The sequence below is a fragment of the Variovorax davisae genome (assembly GCF_030316845.1).
Taxonomy (GTDB): domain Bacteria; phylum Pseudomonadota; class Gammaproteobacteria; order Burkholderiales; family Burkholderiaceae_C; genus Variovorax; species Variovorax davisae.
In genome coordinates this window covers 53,661-74,730 of record NZ_JASZYS010000011.1, presented here as the reverse complement: position 1 = coordinate 74,730, position 21,070 = coordinate 53,661, and the positions used below count along the sequence as shown (strand labels likewise).

The window sequence follows — 21,070 nt, the reverse complement described above, 5'->3', positions numbered from 1 at the left end:
CGGCCGCAGCGATCGAGCACCGCGGCGCGAAGTGATCGAGAATGAGCGCCCCATGGCCTCACGGACAGTGCTTGAATGGCTCCGAACTGCTCCCCGAACACCGATCGCCATTCCCGCAACGCCGCCATCGCGCTCGGCCTCTCGCTGCCCGGGGACACCGTGCTGTACCTGCTGCTGCCCATGTATGCGGCGCAGTTCGGGATCACGCTGGCCGAGGCCGGCATGCTGCTGGCGGCCAACCGGCTGGTCCGCATCGCGGGCTATGGTTGGGTGGCGCGTTTCTATGCGCGGCACGGCGACCGGCCGACCTGCACCCTCGCCGTCGTCGCGGCCGCCTTCTGCGCCCTCGGCTACGCGACGCTGTCGGGCTTCTGGGCACTGCTGCCGTTGCGGCTGCTGTGGGGCTTGTGCTTCGCGGCGCTGAATCTCTCGACCCAGGCGCTGGCGACCGCCGACCCGATCGGTGCCGCGCGGCGCAGCGGACGCTCGCGCGCCTTCATCGCGATGGGGCCGGTGCTGGCGCTGCCGCTCGGCGCCGTGCTGGCCCAATGGATCGGACCACGCGCGATCTTCTTCGCACTGGCCGCCGTGTCCCTGCTCGGGCTGTGGGCCACGCGAAGCCTGCCGGCACTCCCGCATCCGCGTGCACCGGCCACCGGCCGACGCATCCGGTGGCCGACGCCGCTCGACTTCTGGTCGTTCATGGAGGGGTTCACGCTCGACGGCCTGTTCATCATCGGCCTGGCCTACCTGGGCAAGGACCTGCTGCCCGGCAGCGCGGTGGTGGTCGCGGGCGTGCTGATGGCCACGCGCTATCTGGCCGAGATCCTGCTCGGTCCGGCCGGCGGCCATCTCGCCGAACGCGTCGGCGCCGAACGGCTGCTGGTGGTGCTGTCCCTGGTGACCGCGCTGGCGCTGGTCGGCTTCGGACTCGGCTGGCTGTGGAGCTGCGCGGCGTTGATCGTGGTGCTGCGCGCGCTGCAACTGCCGCTGCTGCCGCCGATCGTGGCGCGGCGCACGCCCGGACCGCAGCGCGTGCAGGCGCTCGCCGCGCGTTCGGTGTGGCGCGACATCGGCGCCGGCACCGGGCCTTTGCTGGCAGGCCTGCTGCTCCCGCTCGTCGCGCCGGTATGGATCTATGCACCGGCCGCGCTGCTGCTGGCGCTGGCCGCCTGGGCCTGCCGCGACGGGCGGCGGGAAGGCGCGGGTCCTCGCGACCTCACCAGTGCGGATGAACCGGCTCGAAGATCGGCCGCCACAGATAACGCCTGACGATCTGCCAGTAGCCGCGGTAGTAGAAGTGGCCATTGGCCTCCAGCACCGCAGTCCGGTTGCGGCGAAAGTGGCCGGGTATCTCGTACCACGGCATCGTCGGGCAACGGTGATGCACATGGTGCAGGTTGTTGTTGAGAAACAGCAGCCCGAAGACGCCGTTCGACTCGACGATGGCCACCCGCTCGTGCGGCGAATCGTCCCAGCGGTGTTCGGTGAAGGAACGCAGGGCGCCCAGCATCATGCCCGGGTAGACGAAGCAGAGCAGGTAGCGGCCCAGGCCCATGTCCGATACCGACATCACGAACCAGAGGATCGGCGCCACGCTCACCGCGTGCACAAGCCAGATGCCGAGGTGGGAGAAGTCGCCAGCCACGCATCGGCGCAGTTCCGATCGCATCAGGTCGCCCAGGCAGAGCCAGGGCCCGACGATCAGCCGGAAGGCCAGGGTCTGGTTGGCGGCGATGACCGCCCGGCGCAGCGCTCCGTAGCCGGCCCACGCTGCGGCGGAGTGGTAGACGCTCTCCGAATCCTTCTGCGGATGGGTGAGATGGAAGTTGACGTGATGCACGCTGTGGCTGCGATGGAAGAGCGGATACGGCAGCCACAGGCTGAGCGGCGGCCAGACCAGGGCCCATCGAAGGCGCCGCGGAATCCGGCGCAGCGCATGGATCGCCTCGTGCTGCAGCGAGGCGTGCAACTGGGCGACGCAGCCACCCACCACGAACAGGACGCCGGTGGGGATGGCGGCATGCCAGTACACCAGCGCCGCCCAGGCCACGTAGACCCCCACGGCCAGCACCAGGGTCGGCGCTTCGCAGCGCTGCCACCAGCGCGCGGCGCCCCTGACATCCGAGGAGAGGGTGCGAGCGAGCGTGGTCATGCGGGCAGGTCGGGCGGCGATGGACGGCCGATCTTGGGGCCATTCGACGCCTTGGCTTGCTCCCATTGCGCATGAGCAAATGCGCCCAGCCTGCTTGGCCGCGGCCGCCATGTGGAGTAGCTTCGCGTGGCCATGCCCTCCTCCTCCTCGCCCTCGTCGATCACGGCCCCGGCGCTCCATGCCCTGCTGCTCGGCGACCAGGAACTCGCGCTGCTCGACGTGCGGGAGGCGCGTGCCTTCGTCAGCGGTCACCTGAATCTCGCGCGGCTCGCGCCGCTGTCCTCGCTGGGGCTCGAGGTCCAGGCGTTGGTTCCACGCCTGGGCACACCGGTGGTGCTGGTCGACGCGGGTGACCCGCAGGGTCCGGCACCGCGTGCCGCGACGCTGCTGGCCCGCCTCGGCTACACGGATGTGCGCGTGCTGGCCGGCGGAACGGTGGCCTGGCAGGCGGCAGGCCTGGCGCTGATCGACGGCTACGCCACCCTGGTCAAGGCCTTCGGTGGCCAGGTGCTGGCGCGCCACGCGACGCCGACCCTCCCTGGCGCCGCCTTGCGGGCCCTGCGCGAAGCCGGCCGTGCGGCGACCCTGGTCGATGCGCGGCCGGCCGACGAATACGCCTTCCTGTCGCTGCCCGGTGGCCACAACCACGCCGGCACCGAACTCGCACTGCGCCAGTGGCCCACCGAAGGGCAAGGCGGACCCTGGCTGGTCCACTGCTTCAGCCGCACCCGCGGCATCATCGGCAGCACCACCTTGCGGCTGCTCGGTCACGCCGATGTGCACTTCCTGGAAGACGGCGTGATGCAGTGGGCACTGGACGGCGCGCCGGTGCTGAGCGACGCGCAGCCCGCTGCCGATCTGCCCATCGCGCCCGACGAGGAACTGCGACGTCGCGCCGAAGCGCTGATCGAGCGCCATGAACTGCCCTCGCTGCCGCCGGACGCACTGCCGCGGTTGCGTTCGGAGAGCGATCGGACGCTTTACCTGTTCGACCTGCGGCCGGGCGCCCAAGCCGCGCCCGGCATCCGCAGCGTCGCCGGCGGTCAACTGCTGATGCATTTCGAAAGCCTGATCGGCACCCGCGGGGCCCGCATCGTGCTGCTGGACGATGCGCACCGCCTGCGCGCGGCCGTCACCGCCTTCTGGCTGCGCCAGCTCAACCAGTGCGAGGTGTGGATCCTCGATGGCGATCCGCCTGCCTCGTGGACCGCAAGCGCCGCATCGACCGCCACGTTCGACGCCATCGCGGCAGCCGCCGGCGCAGGTCTGGCGCCCGACGACGTGGCCGCGCTGCGGGCCTCCGAGCCGGCCCGCGTGCGGGTGGTCGACGTGGGTCCCAGTGCTGATTTCGAACGCGTGCACCTGCCGGGCGCAGACTTCCTGCTGCCCCACACGCTGGCACCGTTGGACGCATTGCTGGACGCCGGGCTGCGCATCGTCTTCACGTCACCGGACGGTCATGCGGCCCGATGGGTCGCGGCCCAGGCCCGCGAACGCTGGCCCGATCGCCCGTTCGACTGGCTGCGCGGAGGCACTGCGGCATGGCAGGCCGCCGGCTGGCCAACCACGCAGGACTGGGCGCCGGCGCAACGGCTGACGCCGTTCGAGGACGACTGGGGCTCGGTGATGCGGGTGTCGGCCTTGCATCGCGACCGCGCATGGACCGACTACCTGAGGTGGGAGCGCGGCCTCAGCGCCAGGGTCGCGCAAGACCCCACGGTCCGGTTCCGGCTGTTCTGAGCGCGCTCGGCGGCTCAGATCATTCGCTTATTCGGATTCAACGATTCGGTCGTTCGAGATCCGCTGCATGGCCCGCAGAATCGGCCGCCGAATCCCGACCGACGACTTCCCTACCTCCAGGAGATCCCTCGATGAGCCACGACACCGCTTCATCCCTCGACACCAGCATCGGCGACCTGCGCATCCGGCGCGTGGCGGGCCACATCGGCGGCGAGGTGCAGGACATCGCGCTGCGTGCCGACCTGCCCGCCGACGTCGTCGAGCAGCTGAACGCCGCGCTGGTGAAGCACAAGGTGTTGTTCTTCCGAGGCCAGGGCCATCTGGACGACAACGAGCACCAGGCCTTCGGCGCCCGCTTCGGGCGCACCGTCGCGCATCCCACGGTGCCGTCGCCCCAGGGCACGAAGCTGTTCGAACTCGACGCCTCCAAGGGCGGCGGGCGGGCCGACTCCTGGCACACCGACGTGACCTTCGTCGATGCCTTTCCGAAGATCTCGATCCTGCGCGCGGTCCGGATCCCGGCCTATGGCGGCGACACCGTCTGGGCCAACACGGCCCTGGCCTACGAGCGCCTGCCGGCCCACCTCAAGCAGCTCGCCGACCAGCTCTGGGCCGTGCACAGCAACGACTACGACTACGGCGCCGATCGCGTGGTGGTCGAGGCCGAACGCCTGACCCACCACCGCAAGGTGTTCGTCTCGGCGGTCTACGAGGCCGAGCATCCGGTGGTGCACGTGCACCCGGTGTCGGGCGAGCGTTCGCTGCTGCTCGGCCATTTCGTCAAGAAGCTGGTCGGCCTGTCGAGCGCGGAATCGGCCCGCATCTTCGAGATCCTGCAGAACCGCGTGACGCGGCTCGAGAACACCGTGCGCTGGAGCTGGCAGCAGGACGACGTCGCGATCTGGGACAACCGCGCGACCCAGCATTTCGCGATCAACGACTACGGCAACCAGCCGCGCCTGGTGCGCCGCGTCACGGTGCACGGCGAGACCGCGGTCTCGATCGATGGCCAGCGCAGCCGCACCCGCAGCCGGCCCGAAGCCACCAACGACGCGCGCATCGACGAAGTCATTTCCGCCACCGCCTGAACCTGCAACCTGTCATGACCCAAGAACTCCCGACTTTCGACCGCCGCCGCCGCGGCCTGCTGCAGGCCGGTGCCGCACTCGGCGCCGGCGCGCTGCTGCTGCCGCGCCTGGCCGCCGCCCAGGGTGGCGCGAAGAAATTCGCCGGCGTGACGCTCAACGTCTCGACCTTCAGCGCCGCCTACCCCACGCTGCTGCAGCGCTGGCTGCCCGAGTTCGAGGCCGCCACCGGCGCCAAGGTGAACTTCGATGCGCCGTCCTTCCCGGTCTACAACCAGCGCGCCGACCTCGAGCTGTCGACCAAGGGCTCGGCCTACGACGTCGTCAACGTCACCTTCATCTACTCGAGCCGCTGGATCAACTCGGGCTGGCTGACGCCGCTCGACGACTTCATCCGCAACCCCAACCTGACCGCCGCCGACTGGGACGTCAACGACTTCCTGGCCGGTGCCCGCGCGCCCGAGACCGGCCGCGACGGCAAGCTCTACGGCATTCCCTGGACCGCCGAGGCCCTGCTCACCGCCTCGTCGCGCTTCGACCTGGTCGAGAAAGCCGGCCTGGGCTTTCCCGACACCACCGACGACCTCGTCAAGGTGCTGCGCGCGGTCAACAGGAAGGAGCGCGTGGCCGGTTTCGTCGCCGACAACCACTACGGCTGGACCTTCGTGCCCTACCTGCATGCCTTCGGCGGCGACGTCTTCCGCAAGGCGCCCGACGACCTGTTCCCGACGCTGGACACGCCCGAGGCGATCGCCGCCGGCGAGTACTACGCCAACCTGCTGAAGGAATTCGGCCCCGACGGAGCGATCACCTACCAGCCGGACCAGGTCACGCAGGCGCTCAAGCTGGGCCGGGTCAACTTCACCGATGCCGGCCAGCTGCACCTCGCGCAACTGGGCGACCCGGCCACCAGCAAGACGATCAAGACCGTGAAGTTCGGCCTGGTGCCCAAGGGCCCGGCGGGCCGGTTCCCGGGCACTGCCGTGCACGGCCTCGGCATTCCGGCCGGCTCGAAGAACAAGGAGGCCGCCTGGGCCTTCATCCAGTGGGCGCTGAGCAAGCAGACCACGGGCCGCGCCGTGGCCGCGGGCTACGGGTCGCCGGCGCGGCGCTCCGACATCGACTCGGCGGCCTTCCGCGAGAAGCAGGTCATCAACGGCAGCGACCTCGCGAAGCTGTCGCTCGACTCGATCGAGCTCGCCGCCAAGACCGGCCACATGAAGTACCGCACGGTGTCGGTCTATCCGCAGGTCGACCAGCAGCTCAACAAGGCCATCGAGCTGATCGCCAGCGGGCAGCTGTCGGCCAAGCAGGCCTTCCAGCAGGCGCAGGCCAACACCATCGCGGAACTCAAGCGTTCGGGCGCCAAGCTGTGAGGGCCTGAACGATGGCGCACGCACTCTCCGCGGCCGGCTGGCAGGGCGAGCGGCGGCGGGCCTTCCTGGCCGGGCTGTCGCCCGCGCTGGCGGTGCTGCTGCTGATCACCCTGGTGCCGGCGGCCGCCTTGCTGGTGGCCAGCTTCACGCCGCTGCAGCTCACCGATCCCGCCGGCACCTTCCGCTTCGACGATCCGCTGGTCAACTACCGGCAGCTGCTGCACGACGGCCGCTTCCTTGCATCGATCGCCGTGCAGCTGAAGCTGTCGGTGTCGAGCGTGGTCCTGCAGCTGGCCGCGGGCCTGGGCCTGGCGCTGCTGCTGAACGGCAAGTCGCGCGTGCTCGAAGGCGCCAGGACGGTGTTCCTGATCCCGATGGTGCTGCCGCCGATCGTGGTCGCGCTGATCTGGAAGATCATGTACACGCCCGACATCAGTCCGCTCCACCGCGGCCTCGAAGCGCTGGGCTGGCCGGTCCGCTCGCTGATCGCCAACCCGGACACGGCGCTGTGGGCCATCTCGCTGGCCGACACCTGGCAGTGGTTCCCGTTCACCATGCTGATGGTGCTGGCCTCGCTGCAGATGATCCCGGACGATCCCATCGAGGCGGCCACGCTCGAAGGCGCCAATCGCTGGCAACTGTTCCGCCATATCGTGCTGCCGTACATCCGCCCGGTGCTGGTGGTGTGCGCGCTGTTTCGCCTGATCGACAGCTTCAAGGCCTTCCCGCTGATCTACGTGCTGACCAACGGCGGCCCGGGCAGCGTCACCGAGGTCACGAACTTCTACGGCTTCATCCAGGCCTTCAACTTCTCCTACTGGGGCTATGCGAGCGCCATCGCGACCGTGATGCTGGTGGGTGTCTTCCTCTTGAGCTGGCTGGTCGGCAAGCTGGGCTGGAGCGACCATGACAAGCGCTAGCGGCACCTGGCGCGCCGACGAGATCGCGCTCGGCCACGACGAAGGCATCGCCGCGCGCCCTGCGCGCACCGCACGGCCTCGATCCTGGCTCTCGCGCCATGGGCGCGCACTCGCGGTGGCGCTGCTGCTGCTGGCCGTGCTGTCGCCCTTCCTGTGGCTGGTGCAACTGGCCTTCCGGCCGGCGGCCGACATCTTCGAGGACAGCCTGCTGTTCACGCCGACGCTGGACGGCTTCCTCAGCCTGCTGCAGGGCAACTTCCCGAAGTCCTTCGGCAACAGCCTGCTGGTCAGCACGCTGTCGACCGGCTTCTCGCTCGTGATCGGCGTGCCGGCGGCCTACGCGCTGACGCGCTGGAACTTCAAGGGCCGCGACCGCATCGCGCTGTGGATCCTGGTGACCCGCATGGCGCCGCCGATCGCCTTCACGATTCCCTTCTTCCTGGCCTACCAGTACCTCGGCCTGCAGGACACCGTGGTCGGTCTCGCGATCGTCTACCTGACCTTCAACCTGGCGATCGTGATCTGGCTGATGCAGACCTTCTTCGAGGCGGTGCCCGCGACCCTGGAGGAAGCCGCCTGGATCGACGGCTGCGGCATCTGGCAAGCCTTCTGGCGGGTGTCGCTGCCGCTCACCGCTCCCGGGCTCGCGGCCACCGCGGTGCTGTGCTTCATCTTCTCGTGGAACGACTTCTTCTACGCGCTGATCCTGACCCGCACCAACGCGATCACGGCGCCGGTGGCGATCGTCAATTTCCTGCAGTACGAAGGCTGGGAGTGGACCAAGATCGCCGCCAGCGGCACGCTCGTGATGCTGCCCGTCGTGGTCTTCACCGTGCTGGTCCGCAAGTACCTGGTGCGCGGCCTCACGGCCGGCGGCGTCAAGGACTGACCCCTTCCCTTTCCGAACTCTTCATGGCCTCCATCACCATCCGCCAACTCGCCAAGAATTTCGGGCCTGCGCCCGTCATCCGCGGCATCGACATCGACATCCGCGACGGCGAGTTCGTCGCCCTGGTCGGCCCTTCCGGCTGCGGCAAGTCCACACTGCTGCGCATGATCGCCGGCCTCGAGAGCATCGACGCGGGCGAGATCCTGCTGGGCGAGCGGCGCATCAACGACGTGGCGCCGCGCGACCGGGACGTCGCGATGGTGTTCCAGAACTACGCGCTGTATCCGCACATGACGGTCGGGCAGAACCTGGGTTTCGGCCTGACGATCCAGGGCTTGAAGCCCGCCGACATCGCCCGCCGCGTGCGGCAGGCGGCCGAGACGCTGGGCCTCGGCGAGCTGCTCGATCGCCGGCCGCGCCAGCTCTCGGGCGGCCAGCGCCAGCGCGTCGCCATGGGCCGCGCCATCGTGCGGCAGCCCCAGGCCTTCCTGTTCGACGAGCCGCTGTCGAATCTCGACGCCAAGCTGCGGGTGCAGATGCGCACCGAGATCAAGGCCCTGCACCAGCGCCTGGGCACGACCACGGTCTACGTGACCCACGATCAGGTCGAGGCGATGACCATGGCCGACCGCATCGTGGTGCTGAAGGACGGCTTGATCGAGCAGGTCGGCGCACCGCTCGAACTCTACGACCGGCCCCGCAATGCCTTCGTGGCGGGCTTCATCGGTTCGCCGGCGATGAACTTCATCCCGGGGCGCCTGCAGCTCGACGGCGCGCCGTCGGTCCTGACGGACGATGGCCTGCGGCTGCCGTTGGCGTCGGCAGCCCGCGGCGCGCACGGCGATCGCGTGCTCTACGGCACGCGCCCCGAACATTTCACGATCGACCCGAGCCGCGGACTTTCCGCCGACGTGATCGTGGTCGAGCCCACCGGCGCCGAGACCCAGGTCGCGCTTCGCCTGGCCGGCCAGACCGTCATGGCGGCCTTCCGCGACCGGATCGGCGCCCGCCCGGGCGACCGACTGGCGCTCTGGCCGGTGGCCGGCGAGGCGCACCTGTTCGACGCGGCCGGCGGCCAGCGGCTCAACTGACCCGAAGGTCCCGCAAACCTGTTTTTCTCATATCGACAGTCGGAAAACCAAGTTCACGCCGAGGACCGCGGGCGATAAGGTTGGCCCTCGCCCCGTGTGTCCGACCCGCACGCTGTTCGTGCCGCTGCATCCGCGCGCGCACTTCGCATCGCCTTCCATGAGTGCCGTCCTCCCCCGCCTGTCCGCCGAGCCACCCGCCGCCCCGCCCGCCGCTGTTTCCGCGAGCCACATCACCGTCATCGCGGATGCCGCGCGCGCACCGAAGCAAGGGGCTTCGGTGCGCAGCGCGCCGAGCCGCTGGCGCCTGCTGCTGCCCTGGCTGCTGCCGGTCGTGCTGGTCGCGCTCTGGCAGTACTTCTCGGCCATCGGCCGGCTGCCCGCGGGCATCCTGCCGGCACCGTCCGACGTGCTGCGCGCCGCCTGGGTGCTCGCCGAGCGCGGCGAACTGCAGCGCGACATCCTGGTCAGCCTGCGCCGCGTCGCCATCGGCTTCCTGACCGGTGCCGCGACCGGGCTGGTGCTGGGCTTCCTGGTCGGCCTGTCGAGCCTGGCGCACGGCCTGCTCGACCGCTCGCTGCAGATGGTGCGCACCATTCCGCACCTGGCGCTGGTGCCGCTGATGATCCTGTGGTTCGGCATCGGCGAGGAGCCGCGCGTGCTGCTGGTGGCGATGGGCTCGCTGTTCCCGGTCTACATCAACACGATGAGCGGCATCCGCGGCGTCGACCCCAAGCTGATCGAGCTCGGCCGCTCGTACGGACTCGGGCCCTTCGGCCTGATCGCCGGCGTGGTGCTGCCGGGCGCGCTGGCGCCGATCCTGACCGGCATCCGCTATGCGCTCGGCGTGGCCTGGCTGACATTGGTGGTCGGCGAGACCATCGCCTCGCGCGACGGCATCGGCTACATGGTGCAGAACGCGCGGGAGTTGCTGCGCACCGACGTCATCCTGCTGGCGATCGTGCTGTACGCCATCGCCGGCTGGCTGGCCGACTCGATCACGCGCGCCATCGAGCGGCGCCTGCTGCGCTGGCATCCGAACTACGCCAAGGGAGCGGCCCGATGACCCGCACATCGCCCCAAGGCGACGGACTCAGCCTGCTGGGTGTCGCCAAGGCCTTCGGCGAACGCAGCGTGCTGCATGCGCTCGAGCTCGAGATTCCGGCCGGCCAGTTCGTCGCCCTGATCGGCGCCAGCGGCGTCGGCAAGTCGACCCTGCTGCGCATCGTGGCGGGACTGGAGCCACCGACCTCGGGCCGGGTCGAGCTGCGCTCGCGCAGCCCCGCGCCGGACATCCGCATGATGTTCCAGGAAGACCGGCTGATGCCCTGGCGCTCGGTGCTGCGCAACGTGACGCTGGGCCTGCGCGGCCGCGACGACGATGCCCGCGCGCTGCTGGCCGCGGTGGGCCTGGCCGGTCGCGACGACGACTATCCGGTGGTGCTGTCCGGCGGCCAGCGCCAGCGCGTGGCGCTGGCGCGCGCGCTGATCCACGAGCCCGAGCTGCTGCTGCTCGACGAACCCTTCGGCGCGCTCGATGCGATCACGCGGGCGTCGATGCAGCTGCTGCTCGAAGGCCTGCTCGCGCGCCGGCCGCGCACCGTGCTGCTGGTCACGCACGACGTCGAGGAGGCGCTGATCCTGGCCGACCGCGTGCTGCTGATGCGCGACGGCCGCGTGGCCCGCGACCTGGCCATCGACCGCGAGCGGCCGCGCCATCGCGGCGACCCGGAACTGGCCGCGCTCAAGGAAGAGCTGCTCGAAGGCCTGGTGACTGCGCAGGCCGCGCAGGCCGGCGCCTGAGCCGTTCCCCACCCCCTTTTCTTTTCAAGCCCATCACAGGACTTTCTGCCATGCCGATCGACAAGCACCTCCCTCCCGACACCGAGTCCCTGGCCGCCAGGCGTCGTTTCCTCAGCCTGAGCGGGCTGGCACTGGCCGGCGGCGCCGGCGCGCTGGCGCTGGTCGGCTGCGGCAAGGGCGACGCCCCGGCCGCCGCGCCCGCAGCCCCGGCACCCGCCGCACCGACCGCCGCCGCCCCACCGCAACTCACGATCGCGATCATCGGCGACGGCCGCACGGGCGTCTTCGCGTCGCTGCGCGCTGGCGACGGCGGCCGCAAGCTCGAAGACGAGATCGCGGCCAAGGTGGTGTGGCAGCCGGGCTTCACCGCATCGCTGCCGGTCATGGAAGGCATCAAGGCCGGCGGGGTCGACTTCAGCTTCGCGACCGCCACGGCGATCGTCAACGCGGTCGCGGCCGACGTTCCGATCGTGCCGCTGGCGGCCTACCCGCTGCCGGCCACCGAGGTCGACGTGCTGGTGGCGAAGGATTCGCCGATCCGCTCCGCCGCCGACCTGAAGGGCAGGAAGATCGCCCATCAGAACGGCACCACCGGCACCTACAGCCTGATCAAGTACCTCGAAAGCGCGGGCCTGCGGCTGGCCGACGTGCAGGCGGTCAGCCTCAGCGGCGCGGACGCCTACACCGCCTTCGCCCAGGGCAGCGTGGACGCCTGGATCCACTGGCAGCCGGCCAGCGGCCTGGCCCTGGCCAAGCTCGGCGACAAGGCGCGCACCTTGCCGAACGTCAAGACCTACGACTACGCCTTCTACGTGGCGCGCACCGACTTCGCCGACAAGAACCCGCAGGTGGTGGCCCGGCTGGTGCGGCTGATCCGCGAGGCGCAGCAGTACGCGGTCGCGCATCCGGACGAGACGGTGGCCTCCTGGGCCAAGCTCGGGGGCTTCGAGGCCGGCAGCGTCGAGGAGAAGGTCTATCGCCAGCTCATCGTCGACGCCCGCCTGTCCGACTCGGGGGCCGTCGTGCTCAAGCCGATCGACGCCGCGGCCGCCGACTCGACGCAGGACCTGGCCGACAACTTCCAGTCGCTCGGCGTGCTGCCGAACAAGGTCGACGTGCGCAGCTTCCTGCTCGACCCGAAGTTCGATGCGATCAAGAAGCTCGTCACCGCCGAACTGGGAGCCTGATTCATGACCCGACCCAGCGACAGGAAGATCCACCTCGCGGCCTTCGTCACGGCCGGCCCCGGCCGCCCGGGCGGCTGGCGCTACCCGGCATCCGAAAGCGGCTGGCTCGATGCCGACTACTACCAGGGCATCGCACGCACGCTCGAAAAAGGCCTGTTCGACCTCGCCTTCTTCGCCGACATCCTCGCCGTGCCCGACCGCTACCAGGGCAGCAACGACACCCAGCTGCGCTACGGCGCGCTCGGGTCGCTGCGGCTGGACCCGGTGGTGGTGCTGTCGATCATGGCGGCCGCGACGCGGCACCTCGGGCTGGCCTCGACCCGCTCGACCAGCCACTACGAGCCCTTCGAGGTCGCGCGCTCGTTCGCGACGCTCGACCACCTGAGCGCCGGGCGCGCCGCCTGGAACGTGGTCACCTCCTTCCAGGATGCCGAGGCCCGCAACTTCTCGAAGAAGCAGCAGGTCCCGCGCAACAAGCGCTACGACCGCGCCGACGAGTTTCTCGAAGTGGTCTTCAAGCTGTGGGACAGCTGGCAGGACGACGCGCTGGTGCAGGACCGCAAGACGCCACTGTTCGCCGACCCGGCCAAGGTGAACTACGTCGACCACGAGGGCGAATGGTTCAGCGTCAAGGGGCCGCTGAACGTGTCGCGGCCGCCGCAGGGCTACCCGGTGATCCTGCAGGCCGGCGCCTCCGACCGCGGCCGCGACTTCGCGGCGCAGTGGGCCGACGCGATCTTCGTGAGCCACGACTCGCTGGACAGCGCCAAGGCCTTCTACAAGGAGATCAAGGACCGGGTGCGCTCGCACGGCCGCGACCCCGATTCGCTCAAGGTGCTGCCGGCGGCGACGCCGCTGGTCGGCGAGACGCAGGCGATCGCCGACGAGAAGGACCGCGCGCTGCGGGCGCTGGTCGATCCGCATGCAGGACTCTCGACACTCTCCTACCACCTCGACGTCGACCTGTCGAAGTACCCGCTCGATGCGTCGCTGCCCGACATCGACGTGCCCGGCGTGCAGGGCCACTACCAGGAGGTGCGCGAAGCCACCGAGCGCGACCGGCTCACGCTGCGCGACCTCGGCAAGCGCTACGGCAGCCGCTACGAAGGCGACCTGATCGGAACGCCGGAGAAGGTGGCCGACGGCATGGAGCGCTGGTTCCGCGAAGGCGCGTGCGACGGCTTCATGGTCAGCGCGCCCTACCAGCCCGGCGGCTTCGAGGACTTCGTGCGGCTGGTGGTGCCCGAGCTGCAGCGGCGCGGCCTCTACCGCACCGCCTACGAGGGCGCGACCCTGCGCGAGAACCTCGGCCTCGAGCGCCCGGGCGTCGGCGCGTGGAAGGAGCGGGCCGCCTCGGGCGTCCAGGCCAGGAGGGCGGCATGACCGAAGCGGCCGTGACCGGATCGGCCGCGATCGGCGAGATCGTGACGGTGAGCGCGCGCACCCTCGACACTTTCGGCCGCTTCCTCGTGAGCGCGCGCCAGCATCACTTCGTCTCCGACGCGAAGGCGGCGGCCGGCGGGCCCGGCGATGCGGTGCAGGCGGGCGAGCTGCTGCTGGCCTCGCTGGCCTCCTGCGGGCTCGGGCTGGTACAGAAGACGGCGCGCGAACGCGAGCTGGCGCTGAAGGCCGCCGAGGTCGAGGTCTCGTTCGAGCGCGACCCGGACGACGGCACGCGCTACGCGGCCATCCGGCTGGCCTTCGTGCTCGACGGGGTCGACCTGCCGACCGCCCGGTCGCTGGTCGATGCCTTCACCGGCACCTGCCCGATCTACAACACGCTGCGGCGCGGCGGGCCCATCGAGGCCACCGCCGCGGTCCGCGCCGGCGACTCCCGCCCGGGCGACCGAGCGACTGCGACCCGGAGGGCGTCGCATACCTGAGTCCCGGCCGCCCGAAGCACGCGGCGCAACCGTGCTTCTCGGCCCGTCCCGGACGCATCGCCCTCCTCGGCCTGAGCCTGGGCGGCTATTTCGTTGCGCGGGCGGCCGGACATCCTCGTTCTGGAAGGCGGGTGCGGCCACGCCGTAAGAGTTCATCGCGCGGACCGCGAACATGAAGGCCGACGCCACGCGGGTCACCCTGCCGTTCCTCTCGATACTCGGCGCCGGAGACTCGCCGGTCTTCGCCTCGCAGGCCAAGGATTGGCACCGCGACATTCGCTCGAATCGCTCCGGCTCACCCAGGAGTGCTGCGGCTGGCTGGGGGAGATCTTCCGGGCTTGATCGGCGACCGCCGCCAGGGCTGCGCATGGAGGCGGCTGGCGCGTAGACTCACGCGGGTGTCAAATCCCAGGACGCCGCGGCCGTCAACTTCCTGCGCGGCAACCAGGGTGCCTTCGAAAGGGAAAGCAGCATGAAGCTGCCAGACATCGAACTCGTCGCCGCAGAAGTGCATTCTGCCTGGATGGAAACCAAGCGTGCCCAGGGCGTGGCGTCCCGCAAGGATGAGCGCGGCGACGAGCTCATGGTTCCCTACGAAGCACTGTCGGAGCTGGCCAAGGAACTCGACCGCGGCACCGTGCGTGCGGTCTACGCAGCGATCGAGCGGCTTGGACAAAATGGCTGAACCGGCCATTCGGACCTGGCATGCCTCCTTGCAGCCAGCGACGCCCCTGCCGCGGGACTTTCACCGTCAGGCGCACCAGTGCATCTTCCATTTCCTGCTTGCCAGCCGGCGCCTCGCCAAGGGCGACGTCGGCGCGCAGCACGCCTGCAATCGCATAGGTCCGCACGAAGGCGTCCGCCTGGCCGATGGTCCGTGGCTTGCCACCGGCACCGGCCACGCCATCGGAAGCCAGGATGGATGCGATGCTCGCGTAGAGCGGATTAGGCGTGAACTGGTGCCGCGACTCAGTCCGTATTCCATCAACAGCCGATGCGCCCGCTTGCGCCCGCCATAGGCCCCCAAGACAGCGCGCACCACGCGGCGAGTGCGTTCACCCGGCGTCGCGGGCGGCTCTCCCTTGAGCGATGCCAAGGCCATTTCGGCGACGGCGTTGGTCGTCAACGCCCCGAGGTCGAGACCATCCAGGAGCCGCGTGGCCGCTTCCAGGACGAGTTCGACCTTGTGCCGAGCGCGCGCTTGGCGCGGCTGCCTTCTCGCTGGCTGATCGGGTCTGGTGGTCCTGGTCACGGGAATGCAGGGGACTGGGACGGACATATGAGCATCGCTCATGTCGTTTCATTTTCGGGCCGATCGCCAGTGGCGCCTCGACAGGGCTGGCTGCCCCGTTCGTCACCCGGCGCCAGCCGGGCTGCGTGCGCTGCGTCGAAGAAGGTAGCTGTCCATGATCCAGCCGTGCGCCTCGCGGGCGCCTGCGCGAAGCGCAGCGATGCGCGGACCGGTGCTGGCCAGGGGACCGGCAAGAAGCAACTGATGCGGCATTCCGAGATAGGCCGCCCAATAGATCTCGATGCCTTCCGGGGGCAGGACCTGAAAGGCACAGGCACCGTCGAGCAGGACCACGACCGTGTCCAGGCCCGCCGGCCAGCCGCCGGCCCGCAGCTGGCGTCCGGTGGTGATCAGCACCGAGGCGCCCAGCGTGTTGAGCGGGATGGCGTGGGCGGCGGTCAGCAGCTGGACGCTGCTCAGGCCGGGGATCACCTCGACCCGCAGCGCCATGCCAGCCGACTGCAGCCGTTCGGCAATGCGCAGGCTGGAGTCGTAGAGGGAAGGGTCGCCCCAGACCAGCAGTGCCACGCGACCGCCCTGTGGCAGGCCGGTGGCGATCCGCTCCGCCCACACGGCGGCGATGGCCGCGTGCCATGCTTGCACGCCATCGAGATAGCGGGACGCGGCGCTGTCGCGCACGGGCAGGTCGAACTCCACCAGTCGGGCCTGGCCGTCCAGATGCGTCGCGCAGACCTCGCGGCGCAGCTCGGCGAGATCGGCCTTGTCGGCGCCCTTGCGCGGGATCAGGACGAGGTCGGCGCGTTTCAGTGCACCGATGGCCTGGAGCGTGAGATGCTCGGGATGGCCGGTGCCGATGCCGATCAGCATCAGCTCGATCGTGGGAATGGCATCCATCAGAGAGCCTGCGCGGCAATCGTCCCGTTCGTGGTCAGGCCGTGTGGTGCAGGCGCCGCGCCAGCAGCACCGAGCCGCCCTGCCCTGCCCGCCCGCGCAGCCCCTTGGCGGCGGCCAGCACGGCCAGGTCGACCAGCGGCTCCAGCAGCACGACCGTCATGTAGGCGGCGCCGAAGCTGCCCACGGCCTGCAGCGTCTCGGCACCGAAGCCGCGGCCGCAGATCGTCCAGAAAGCCACCCAGGCGACGATCCCGCCCTGGAACACCACCGACATCTTGAGCACATGCACGTAGCCCAGCTCGACATAGGGCAGCCCGGCGGGCAGCACCCGCTTCGCCACCGCCTGCATGGCAAACAGGGCGGCCAGCAAGGTGGTGACGTTCATGCCGTACTGCGGCAGGTCTTGCGGCTCGAAGAAGAGGCTCTGCAGCGCCAGCCCCGCGGCCAGGCCGATGGCGGTGGGTGCTGCGCCCAGGACCAGGAACAGCGACGAGCCCAGGATCAGGTGAACCTCCGACACGCCGACCGGCACGTGCGGGAACACCTCGAAGAAGACGAAGACCAGCAGGGCGGCCAGTACGCTGCGCAGCACCAGCGAGCCCGCACCCTCCTCGCGAATGTGGTTCAGCGACAGCTTCGCTGCATGGAGCGCGCAGGCGCTCGCCGTGGCATAGGACAGCAGGATCTTGCTGCCGTCGACGATTCCGGGTTCCATGTGCATGGCGGGTTCTCCGTGAGGTGAGTGCAGTCCGGCGAGCGGCGCTGCGGGGGGGGTGGATGGAAAGGGATGGACGAAGGGAAAGGGCAAGTCTCAGGCGGCTGGCGAGCCGCCCGACCCGGCGCGCGTCGGCCGGAATCTGCGGTCGTAGTCGCCGGCATAGAGGCGGCTTTCGGCAAAACCTTCCGCGGCCAGCGCGGGGCCGACGAGGATCAGCGCGGTGCGTTCCACGCCCTCGCCCATCGCCGCGTCGATGGTGGCCAGGGTCGCACGGAAGACCTGCTCGTCCGGCCAGCTCGCGCGATAGACCACGGCCACCGGACATCCGGCGCCGTAGAACGGCACCAGTTCCGCCACCACCTCGGCCAGCTTGTGGATGGACAGGTGCAGGGCCAGCGTGGCGCCGGTGGCTGCAAAGCCGGCCAGGGTCTCGCCCGACGGCATGGGCGAGGCGCGCCCCGATGTGCGCGTGAGCACCACCGACTGCGCCAGGCCCGGCAGCGTGAGCTCGGCTCCCAGCGCGGCCGCCGCGGCGGCGAACGAGGGCACGCCGGGCGTGACGGTGCAGGGGATGCCGGCGGCCCGCAGGCGGCGCAATTGCTCGCCCATCGCCGACCAGACGGACAGGTCGCCCGAATGCAGTCGCGCCACGTCCTGCCCCGCCGCATGGGCGGCGACGCATTCGGCGACGATGGCGTCGAGATCGAGTGGCGCGGTGTTGACGATGCGCGCGCCGGGCGGACAGTGCGCCAGGATTTCTTCGGGCACCAGCGAGCCGGCATAGAGGCAGACCGGGCAGCGGCCGATGAGGTCGCGCCCGCGCAGGGTCAGCAGGTCCGGCGCGCCAGGGCCGGCGCCGATGAAGTGGATGGTCATGGTCGAGACTCCGGTGGTTGGGTTCGCGCGGCGATCGCGCAGGTGGCCAGGCGGTCGGTCGACACCGCGCGCGGATGAAGCAGCGCGGCGCCCGGACCGCCGTGGATCAGGGCCGCCGCCAGGGCCGCGGCCTCGGCGGTGCTGCCGCTGCCGCGCAGCGCACGCACCGTGGCGTGGTCGGTCAGCGTGGCGGTGGCGTTGATCCGCGCAGCCTCGACGCCGCACACCGGCACGCCCAGCGCATCGGCCAGCGCGCGCAGGCACGGGGCGTCGGCCTTGTCGTGTGCGGTGGCGAGCAGCTCGATCGAATGCACCGGCAGCGCGGGCTGCAGGGCCGCGGTCGCGTGCGCCAACGCATCGCGCAGCGATGCCAGCGTCGCGCCGCTTCTGAAGCCGAACCCCGCCACCCTCATCGCGTCGCGCTCCATTGCACGATCGGGTAGGAAGCGCGCCAGGCGCGCCGCGTGCCCAACGGCGCGGCCTCCGCCAGCTCGATGCGCGTCAGGCTGCCGCCGGCGCGCGCGTGCCAGTCGCCCAGCAGTGCTTCGGATTCCAGCGTCACCGCATGGGCCACCACGCGGCAGCCTTGCGGCAGCAGGCGCCACAGATGCGCCAGCAGCGCGTCGCTGAGTCCGCCACCGATGAAGACCGCATCCGGCGGCGGCAGGCCGGCCAGGGCCTCGGGTGCGCGGCCGGTCACCACGACGAGCCGATCGACGCCCAGCCGGTCGGCATTGGCGCGCAGCCGCAGCGCGCGCCCGGGGTCGCCCTCGATGGCCACGGCCTCGCACCGCGGATGCGCCAGCAGCCACTCGATGCCGATCGACCCGGAGCCCGCGCCGATGTCCCACAGCCGCTCGCCGGGCCGCGGCGCCAGGGCGCACAGGGCCAGGGCGCGCAGCTTCTGCTTCGTGATCTGGCCGTCGTGCCCAAAGGCCTCGTCCGGCAGGCCGGCGCGGCACGGCAGGGCCATGCCCGTGCCGGACAGCTGCACCGCCACGGCCACCGGATGCCGCACGTCGACGAGGTCGAAGCCGTGCGCAGCGACGTCGCGGCGCCGCTCGTTCGGACCACCGAGCGCTTCCAGCACGCTCATCGTGCTGGCGCCGAAATCGTTGTCGACCAGGTAGCGTGCCAGCGCCGCCACGGCGGCGCCGTCGCGCAGCAGCAGCAGCAGCCGCTCGCCGGTGTGCAGCTGCGGTCGCAGGCGCGCCAGCGGCGCGGCGTGCAGACCCAGGCACGTGAGCTGCTCCAGCGGCCAACCCAGGCGCGCAGCCGCCAGGCCGAAGGTCGAAGGAGCGGGCAGCGCATGCCATTCGTGCGCGCCGAGATGGCGCGTCACCGCGCTGCCCGCGCCGAACCAGAACGGGTCGCCGGAGACCAGCATCGCCACGCGGAGACCGCGCCGTGCCAGTAGGATCGGGATGCCATCGGCGAACGGCACCGGCCATTCGAGCCGCTCGGCGCGCAGGCCGGGCAACAGCGCCAGGTGCCGGGCGCTGCCGGCCACCAGTTCGGCCGCATCGAGCGCCGTGCGGCTGGCGCCAGGCAGGCCCTCCCAGCCGTCTTCGCCGAGGCCGATGATCGTCAACCACGGGGTAGTTTGAGTGAATTCAGCCATGCGCAATGTCCTGGTCCTGGGCGGCACGCTCGAAGCGAGCGCGCTGGCGCGCTCGCTTGCCGAACGAGGCGAACGCGCCGTGCTGTCCTATGCCGGCCGGGTGGCCCAGCCCAAGGCGCAGCCCATCGCCGTGCGCGTGGGTGGCTTCGGCGGCGTGGGAGGCCTGGTGCGCCATCTGCGCGACGCGCAGGTGACGCACGTCGTGGACGCCACCCATCCCTTCGCCGCCCGCATGAGCGCGAACGCGGTCGCGGCTTGCGCGCAGTGCGGCCTGCCCTTGCTGGCCTTGACGCGCCCCGCCTGGCAGGCCGGCCCCGGCGACCGCTGGCAGCCCGTGCCCGACCTGCCCGCGGCCGTCGCCGCGCTGAGCGGGCCACCGCGGCGCGTGATGCTGGCCTTGGGCCGCATGCACCTGGCGGCCTTCGCGGCACAGCCGCAGCATCACTACATCCTGCGCCTGGTCGACCGGCCCGAGTTGCGGCCGCCCTTGCCGCGCCACACGGTGATCGTCTCGCGCGGCCCCTTCGACCTGGAGGGCGACATCGCCCTGATGCGCGCGCAGCGCGTCGACGTCCTGGTCTGCAAGAACGCCGGCGGCACCGGTGCCGAGGCCAAGCTGCAGGCGGCCCGCGCGCTCGAACTGCCGGTCGTGATGGTGGCGCGGCCAGCGCTGCCCCCGCGACAGGAAGCGACCCGGGTGGCCGAGGTGCTGCAGTGGCTGGAGGCGCCCCGTCATGCGGCCCCCTCGGGCGGCGCCGAGCGCGGCGTGTAGACCCAGGGCCGGCCGGTGCGGGCGATGACCCGCGTCAGGCTGGAGCCGACGATGACGACGGTGCGCATGTCGGCCATCTCCGGCTGGGCGTCCTGCAGCGCGACCACGCGCAGGCGCTCGTCGGGCGTGGACACCGCATGGGCGAAGATCACCGGACGCGCCGGGCTTCCGGCCGCACCGCAGGCCTCGCGCAGCACCGCCAGCGTTCGCGCGAAGCCTTCCGGCCGCGCCCGCGAACGCGGGTTGTAGAAAGCCATTGCGAAATCGGCCTGCACCGCCAGCCGCAGGCGGCGTTCCACCAGCGCCCAGGGCTTCAGGTTGTCCGACAGGTTGATGGCGCAGAAGTCGTGACCCAGCGGCGCACCGGCGCGCGCGGCGGCGGCCAGCATCGCCGTGATGCCGGGCAGCACCCGCACGTCCAGCCGTCGCCATGCCGCATCGCCGGCCTCGGCCGCCTCGAACACCGCCGAGGCCATCGCGAACACGCCCGGGTCGCCCGACGACACCACCACCACGCGCCGGCCTTCGGCCGCCAGTCGCAGCGCATGGGCGGCGCGTTCGAGCTCGACCCGGTTGTCGCTCGGGTGCAGCCGGAGTCCGGCGCGCGGCGCCACCCGGGCGACGTAGGGGATGTAGCCGACCACGTCGGTGGCCTCGGCCAGGGCCGCGCTCACCTCGGGCGTCACGCAGGCAATGGCGCCCGGGCCGAGCCCGGCGATGACCAGCCAGCCCGCGGTCGTGTTCGTCGCCAGGCTCATCAGGAGACCTCCGTGCTGCGCACTGCGGTGCGAGCGCCTTCGGGCGGCCGGGC

21 protein-coding genes are annotated in these 21,070 nt (G+C 70.9%); 14 read left to right on the top strand and 7 right to left on the bottom strand.

Annotation, left to right across the window (positions count from 1 at the left end):
• Nucleotides 1-75 precede the first annotated feature (75 nt).
• Nucleotides 76-1,272, top strand: coding sequence for an MFS transporter (locus QTI33_RS23565; RefSeq protein ID WP_286508783.1), 1,197 nt, complete (start codon nucleotides 76-78; stop codon nucleotides 1,270-1,272).
• Here the strand turns inward: QTI33_RS23565 and QTI33_RS23560 are convergent.
• Nucleotides 1,220-2,155 (bottom strand): fatty acid desaturase, encoded by a 936-nt coding sequence (locus tag QTI33_RS23560; protein WP_286508782.1) that lies wholly within the window; start codon nucleotides 2,153-2,155, stop codon nucleotides 1,220-1,222. The genes QTI33_RS23565 and QTI33_RS23560 overlap by 53 nt on opposite strands.
• 132 nt (nucleotides 2,156-2,287) lie before the next feature.
• Here QTI33_RS23560 and QTI33_RS23555 point away from each other — a divergent pair, with 132 nt between their 5' ends.
• From QTI33_RS23555 to QTI33_RS23500, 12 genes are all read left to right on the top strand, one after another.
• Entirely contained in the window at nucleotides 2,288-3,895 is a 1,608-nt protein-coding gene (locus tag QTI33_RS23555) for a rhodanese-like domain-containing protein (protein WP_286508781.1), read from the top strand.
• A gap of 131 nt (nucleotides 3,896-4,026) precedes the next feature.
• On the top strand, nucleotides 4,027-4,983 hold the full coding sequence (locus QTI33_RS23550) for a TauD/TfdA dioxygenase family protein (RefSeq protein ID WP_286508780.1): 957 nt from the start codon (nucleotides 4,027-4,029) through the stop codon (nucleotides 4,981-4,983).
• A gap of 14 nt (nucleotides 4,984-4,997) precedes the next feature.
• Nucleotides 4,998-6,356: an ABC transporter substrate-binding protein gene (locus tag QTI33_RS23545; RefSeq protein ID WP_286508779.1), complete on the top strand. Its 1,359-nt coding sequence runs from the start codon at nucleotides 4,998-5,000 to the stop codon at nucleotides 6,354-6,356.
• Nucleotides 6,357-6,367: 11 nt separating this feature from the next.
• Entirely contained in the window at nucleotides 6,368-7,276 is a 909-nt protein-coding gene (locus QTI33_RS23540; protein ID WP_286508778.1) for a carbohydrate ABC transporter permease, read from the top strand.
• Complete coding sequence (locus QTI33_RS23535) at nucleotides 7,263-8,165, top strand: carbohydrate ABC transporter permease (RefSeq protein WP_286508777.1); 903 nt, start codon at nucleotides 7,263-7,265, stop codon at nucleotides 8,163-8,165. The genes QTI33_RS23540 and QTI33_RS23535 overlap by 14 nt, the downstream gene beginning before the upstream one ends.
• Nucleotides 8,166-8,188: 23 nt before the next feature.
• Nucleotides 8,189-9,256, top strand: coding sequence for an ABC transporter ATP-binding protein (locus QTI33_RS23530; protein ID WP_286508776.1), 1,068 nt, complete (start codon nucleotides 8,189-8,191; stop codon nucleotides 9,254-9,256).
• A gap of 157 nt (nucleotides 9,257-9,413) precedes the next feature.
• Nucleotides 9,414-10,319 (top strand): ABC transporter permease subunit, encoded by a 906-nt coding sequence (locus tag QTI33_RS23525; RefSeq protein WP_286508775.1) that lies wholly within the window; start codon nucleotides 9,414-9,416, stop codon nucleotides 10,317-10,319.
• On the top strand, nucleotides 10,316-11,056 hold the full coding sequence (locus tag QTI33_RS23520) for an ABC transporter ATP-binding protein (RefSeq protein ID WP_286508774.1): 741 nt from the start codon (nucleotides 10,316-10,318) through the stop codon (nucleotides 11,054-11,056). The genes QTI33_RS23525 and QTI33_RS23520 overlap by 4 nt, the downstream gene beginning before the upstream one ends.
• A gap of 50 nt (nucleotides 11,057-11,106) precedes the next feature.
• The gene (locus QTI33_RS23515; RefSeq protein WP_286508773.1) at nucleotides 11,107-12,243 is read left to right on the top strand and encodes an ABC transporter substrate-binding protein; all 1,137 of its coding nucleotides are present in this window, start codon (nucleotides 11,107-11,109) and stop codon (nucleotides 12,241-12,243) included.
• Nucleotides 12,244-12,246: 3 nt separating this feature from the next.
• Nucleotides 12,247-13,626: an LLM class flavin-dependent oxidoreductase gene (locus QTI33_RS23510; protein WP_286508772.1), complete on the top strand. Its 1,380-nt coding sequence runs from the start codon at nucleotides 12,247-12,249 to the stop codon at nucleotides 13,624-13,626.
• On the top strand, nucleotides 13,623-14,126 hold the full coding sequence (locus QTI33_RS23505) for an OsmC family protein (protein WP_286508771.1): 504 nt from the start codon (nucleotides 13,623-13,625) through the stop codon (nucleotides 14,124-14,126). The genes QTI33_RS23510 and QTI33_RS23505 overlap by 4 nt, the downstream gene beginning before the upstream one ends.
• Nucleotides 14,127-14,598: 472 nt before the next feature.
• Entirely contained in the window at nucleotides 14,599-14,811 is a 213-nt protein-coding gene (locus tag QTI33_RS23500) for a RyR domain-containing protein (protein ID WP_286508770.1), read from the top strand.
• A gap of 669 nt (nucleotides 14,812-15,480) precedes the next feature.
• Here QTI33_RS23500 and cobF read toward each other — a convergent pair.
• From cobF to cbiE, 5 genes are all read right to left on the bottom strand, one after another.
• Complete coding sequence (gene cobF, locus QTI33_RS23495; RefSeq protein WP_286508769.1) at nucleotides 15,481-16,272, bottom strand: precorrin-6A synthase (deacetylating); 792 nt, start codon at nucleotides 16,270-16,272, stop codon at nucleotides 15,481-15,483.
• Nucleotides 16,273-16,306: 34 nt separating this feature from the next.
• On the bottom strand, nucleotides 16,307-16,993 hold the full coding sequence (locus QTI33_RS23490) for an energy-coupling factor ABC transporter permease (protein ID WP_286508768.1): 687 nt from the start codon (nucleotides 16,991-16,993) through the stop codon (nucleotides 16,307-16,309).
• 90 nt (nucleotides 16,994-17,083) lie between these two features.
• Nucleotides 17,084-17,866, bottom strand: a complete 783-nt coding sequence (gene cobM, locus QTI33_RS23485; RefSeq protein ID WP_286508767.1) for a precorrin-4 C(11)-methyltransferase — start codon at nucleotides 17,864-17,866, stop codon at nucleotides 17,084-17,086.
• On the bottom strand, nucleotides 17,863-18,279 hold the full coding sequence (locus tag QTI33_RS23480; protein ID WP_286508766.1) for a cobalamin biosynthesis protein: 417 nt from the start codon (nucleotides 18,277-18,279) through the stop codon (nucleotides 17,863-17,865). Before QTI33_RS23480 ends, cobM begins: the two co-directional genes overlap by 4 nt.
• Nucleotides 18,276-19,487 (bottom strand): precorrin-6y C5,15-methyltransferase (decarboxylating) subunit CbiE, encoded by a 1,212-nt coding sequence (gene cbiE / locus QTI33_RS23475; RefSeq protein WP_286508765.1) that lies wholly within the window; start codon nucleotides 19,485-19,487, stop codon nucleotides 18,276-18,278. The genes QTI33_RS23480 and cbiE overlap by 4 nt, the downstream gene beginning before the upstream one ends.
• Here cbiE and QTI33_RS23470 point away from each other — a divergent pair.
• Nucleotides 19,486-20,259: a cobalt-precorrin-6A reductase gene (locus tag QTI33_RS23470; RefSeq protein WP_286508764.1), complete on the top strand. Its 774-nt coding sequence runs from the start codon at nucleotides 19,486-19,488 to the stop codon at nucleotides 20,257-20,259. The genes cbiE and QTI33_RS23470 overlap by 2 nt on opposite strands.
• Here the strand turns inward: QTI33_RS23470 and cobJ are convergent.
• Nucleotides 20,220-21,017: a precorrin-3B C(17)-methyltransferase gene (gene cobJ / locus QTI33_RS23465; RefSeq protein WP_286508763.1), complete on the bottom strand. Its 798-nt coding sequence runs from the start codon at nucleotides 21,015-21,017 to the stop codon at nucleotides 20,220-20,222. The two genes, QTI33_RS23470 and cobJ, sit on opposite strands and share 40 nt — an antisense overlap.
• Between the last annotated feature and the right edge of the window lie 53 nt (nucleotides 21,018-21,070).

Coding starts and splice junctions, on each gene's coding strand:
- cobM (WP_286508767.1), bottom strand. CDS start 17,866: ATGACCATCCACTTCATCGGCGCCGGCCCTGGCGCGCCGGACCTGCTG.
- cbiE (WP_286508765.1), bottom strand. CDS start 19,487: ATGGCTGAATTCACTCAAACTACCCCGTGGTTGACGATCATCGGCCTC.
- QTI33_RS23515 (WP_286508773.1), top strand. CDS start 11,107: ATGCCGATCGACAAGCACCTCCCTCCCGACACCGAGTCCCTGGCCGCC.
- QTI33_RS23560 (WP_286508782.1), bottom strand. CDS start 2,155: ATGACCACGCTCGCTCGCACCCTCTCCTCGGATGTCAGGGGCGCCGCG.
- QTI33_RS23555 (WP_286508781.1), top strand. CDS start 2,288: ATGCCCTCCTCCTCCTCGCCCTCGTCGATCACGGCCCCGGCGCTCCAT.
- QTI33_RS23540 (WP_286508778.1), top strand. CDS start 6,368: ATGGCGCACGCACTCTCCGCGGCCGGCTGGCAGGGCGAGCGGCGGCGG.
- QTI33_RS23480 (WP_286508766.1), bottom strand. CDS start 18,279: ATGAGGGTGGCGGGGTTCGGCTTCAGAAGCGGCGCGACGCTGGCATCG.
- QTI33_RS23545 (WP_286508779.1), top strand. CDS start 4,998: ATGACCCAAGAACTCCCGACTTTCGACCGCCGCCGCCGCGGCCTGCTG.
- QTI33_RS23505 (WP_286508771.1), top strand. CDS start 13,623: ATGACCGAAGCGGCCGTGACCGGATCGGCCGCGATCGGCGAGATCGTG.
- QTI33_RS23530 (WP_286508776.1), top strand. CDS start 8,189: ATGGCCTCCATCACCATCCGCCAACTCGCCAAGAATTTCGGGCCTGCG.
- QTI33_RS23525 (WP_286508775.1), top strand. CDS start 9,414: ATGAGTGCCGTCCTCCCCCGCCTGTCCGCCGAGCCACCCGCCGCCCCG.
- QTI33_RS23565 (WP_286508783.1), top strand. CDS start 76: ATGGCTCCGAACTGCTCCCCGAACACCGATCGCCATTCCCGCAACGCC.
- QTI33_RS23470 (WP_286508764.1), top strand. CDS start 19,486: ATGCGCAATGTCCTGGTCCTGGGCGGCACGCTCGAAGCGAGCGCGCTG.
- QTI33_RS23510 (WP_286508772.1), top strand. CDS start 12,247: ATGACCCGACCCAGCGACAGGAAGATCCACCTCGCGGCCTTCGTCACG.
- cobF (WP_286508769.1), bottom strand. CDS start 16,272: ATGGATGCCATTCCCACGATCGAGCTGATGCTGATCGGCATCGGCACC.
- cobJ (WP_286508763.1), bottom strand. CDS start 21,017: ATGAGCCTGGCGACGAACACGACCGCGGGCTGGCTGGTCATCGCCGGG.
- QTI33_RS23500 (WP_286508770.1), top strand. CDS start 14,599: ATGAAGCTGCCAGACATCGAACTCGTCGCCGCAGAAGTGCATTCTGCC.
- QTI33_RS23520 (WP_286508774.1), top strand. CDS start 10,316: ATGACCCGCACATCGCCCCAAGGCGACGGACTCAGCCTGCTGGGTGTC.
- QTI33_RS23490 (WP_286508768.1), bottom strand. CDS start 16,993: ATGCACATGGAACCCGGAATCGTCGACGGCAGCAAGATCCTGCTGTCC.
- QTI33_RS23550 (WP_286508780.1), top strand. CDS start 4,027: ATGAGCCACGACACCGCTTCATCCCTCGACACCAGCATCGGCGACCTG.
- QTI33_RS23535 (WP_286508777.1), top strand. CDS start 7,263: ATGACAAGCGCTAGCGGCACCTGGCGCGCCGACGAGATCGCGCTCGGC.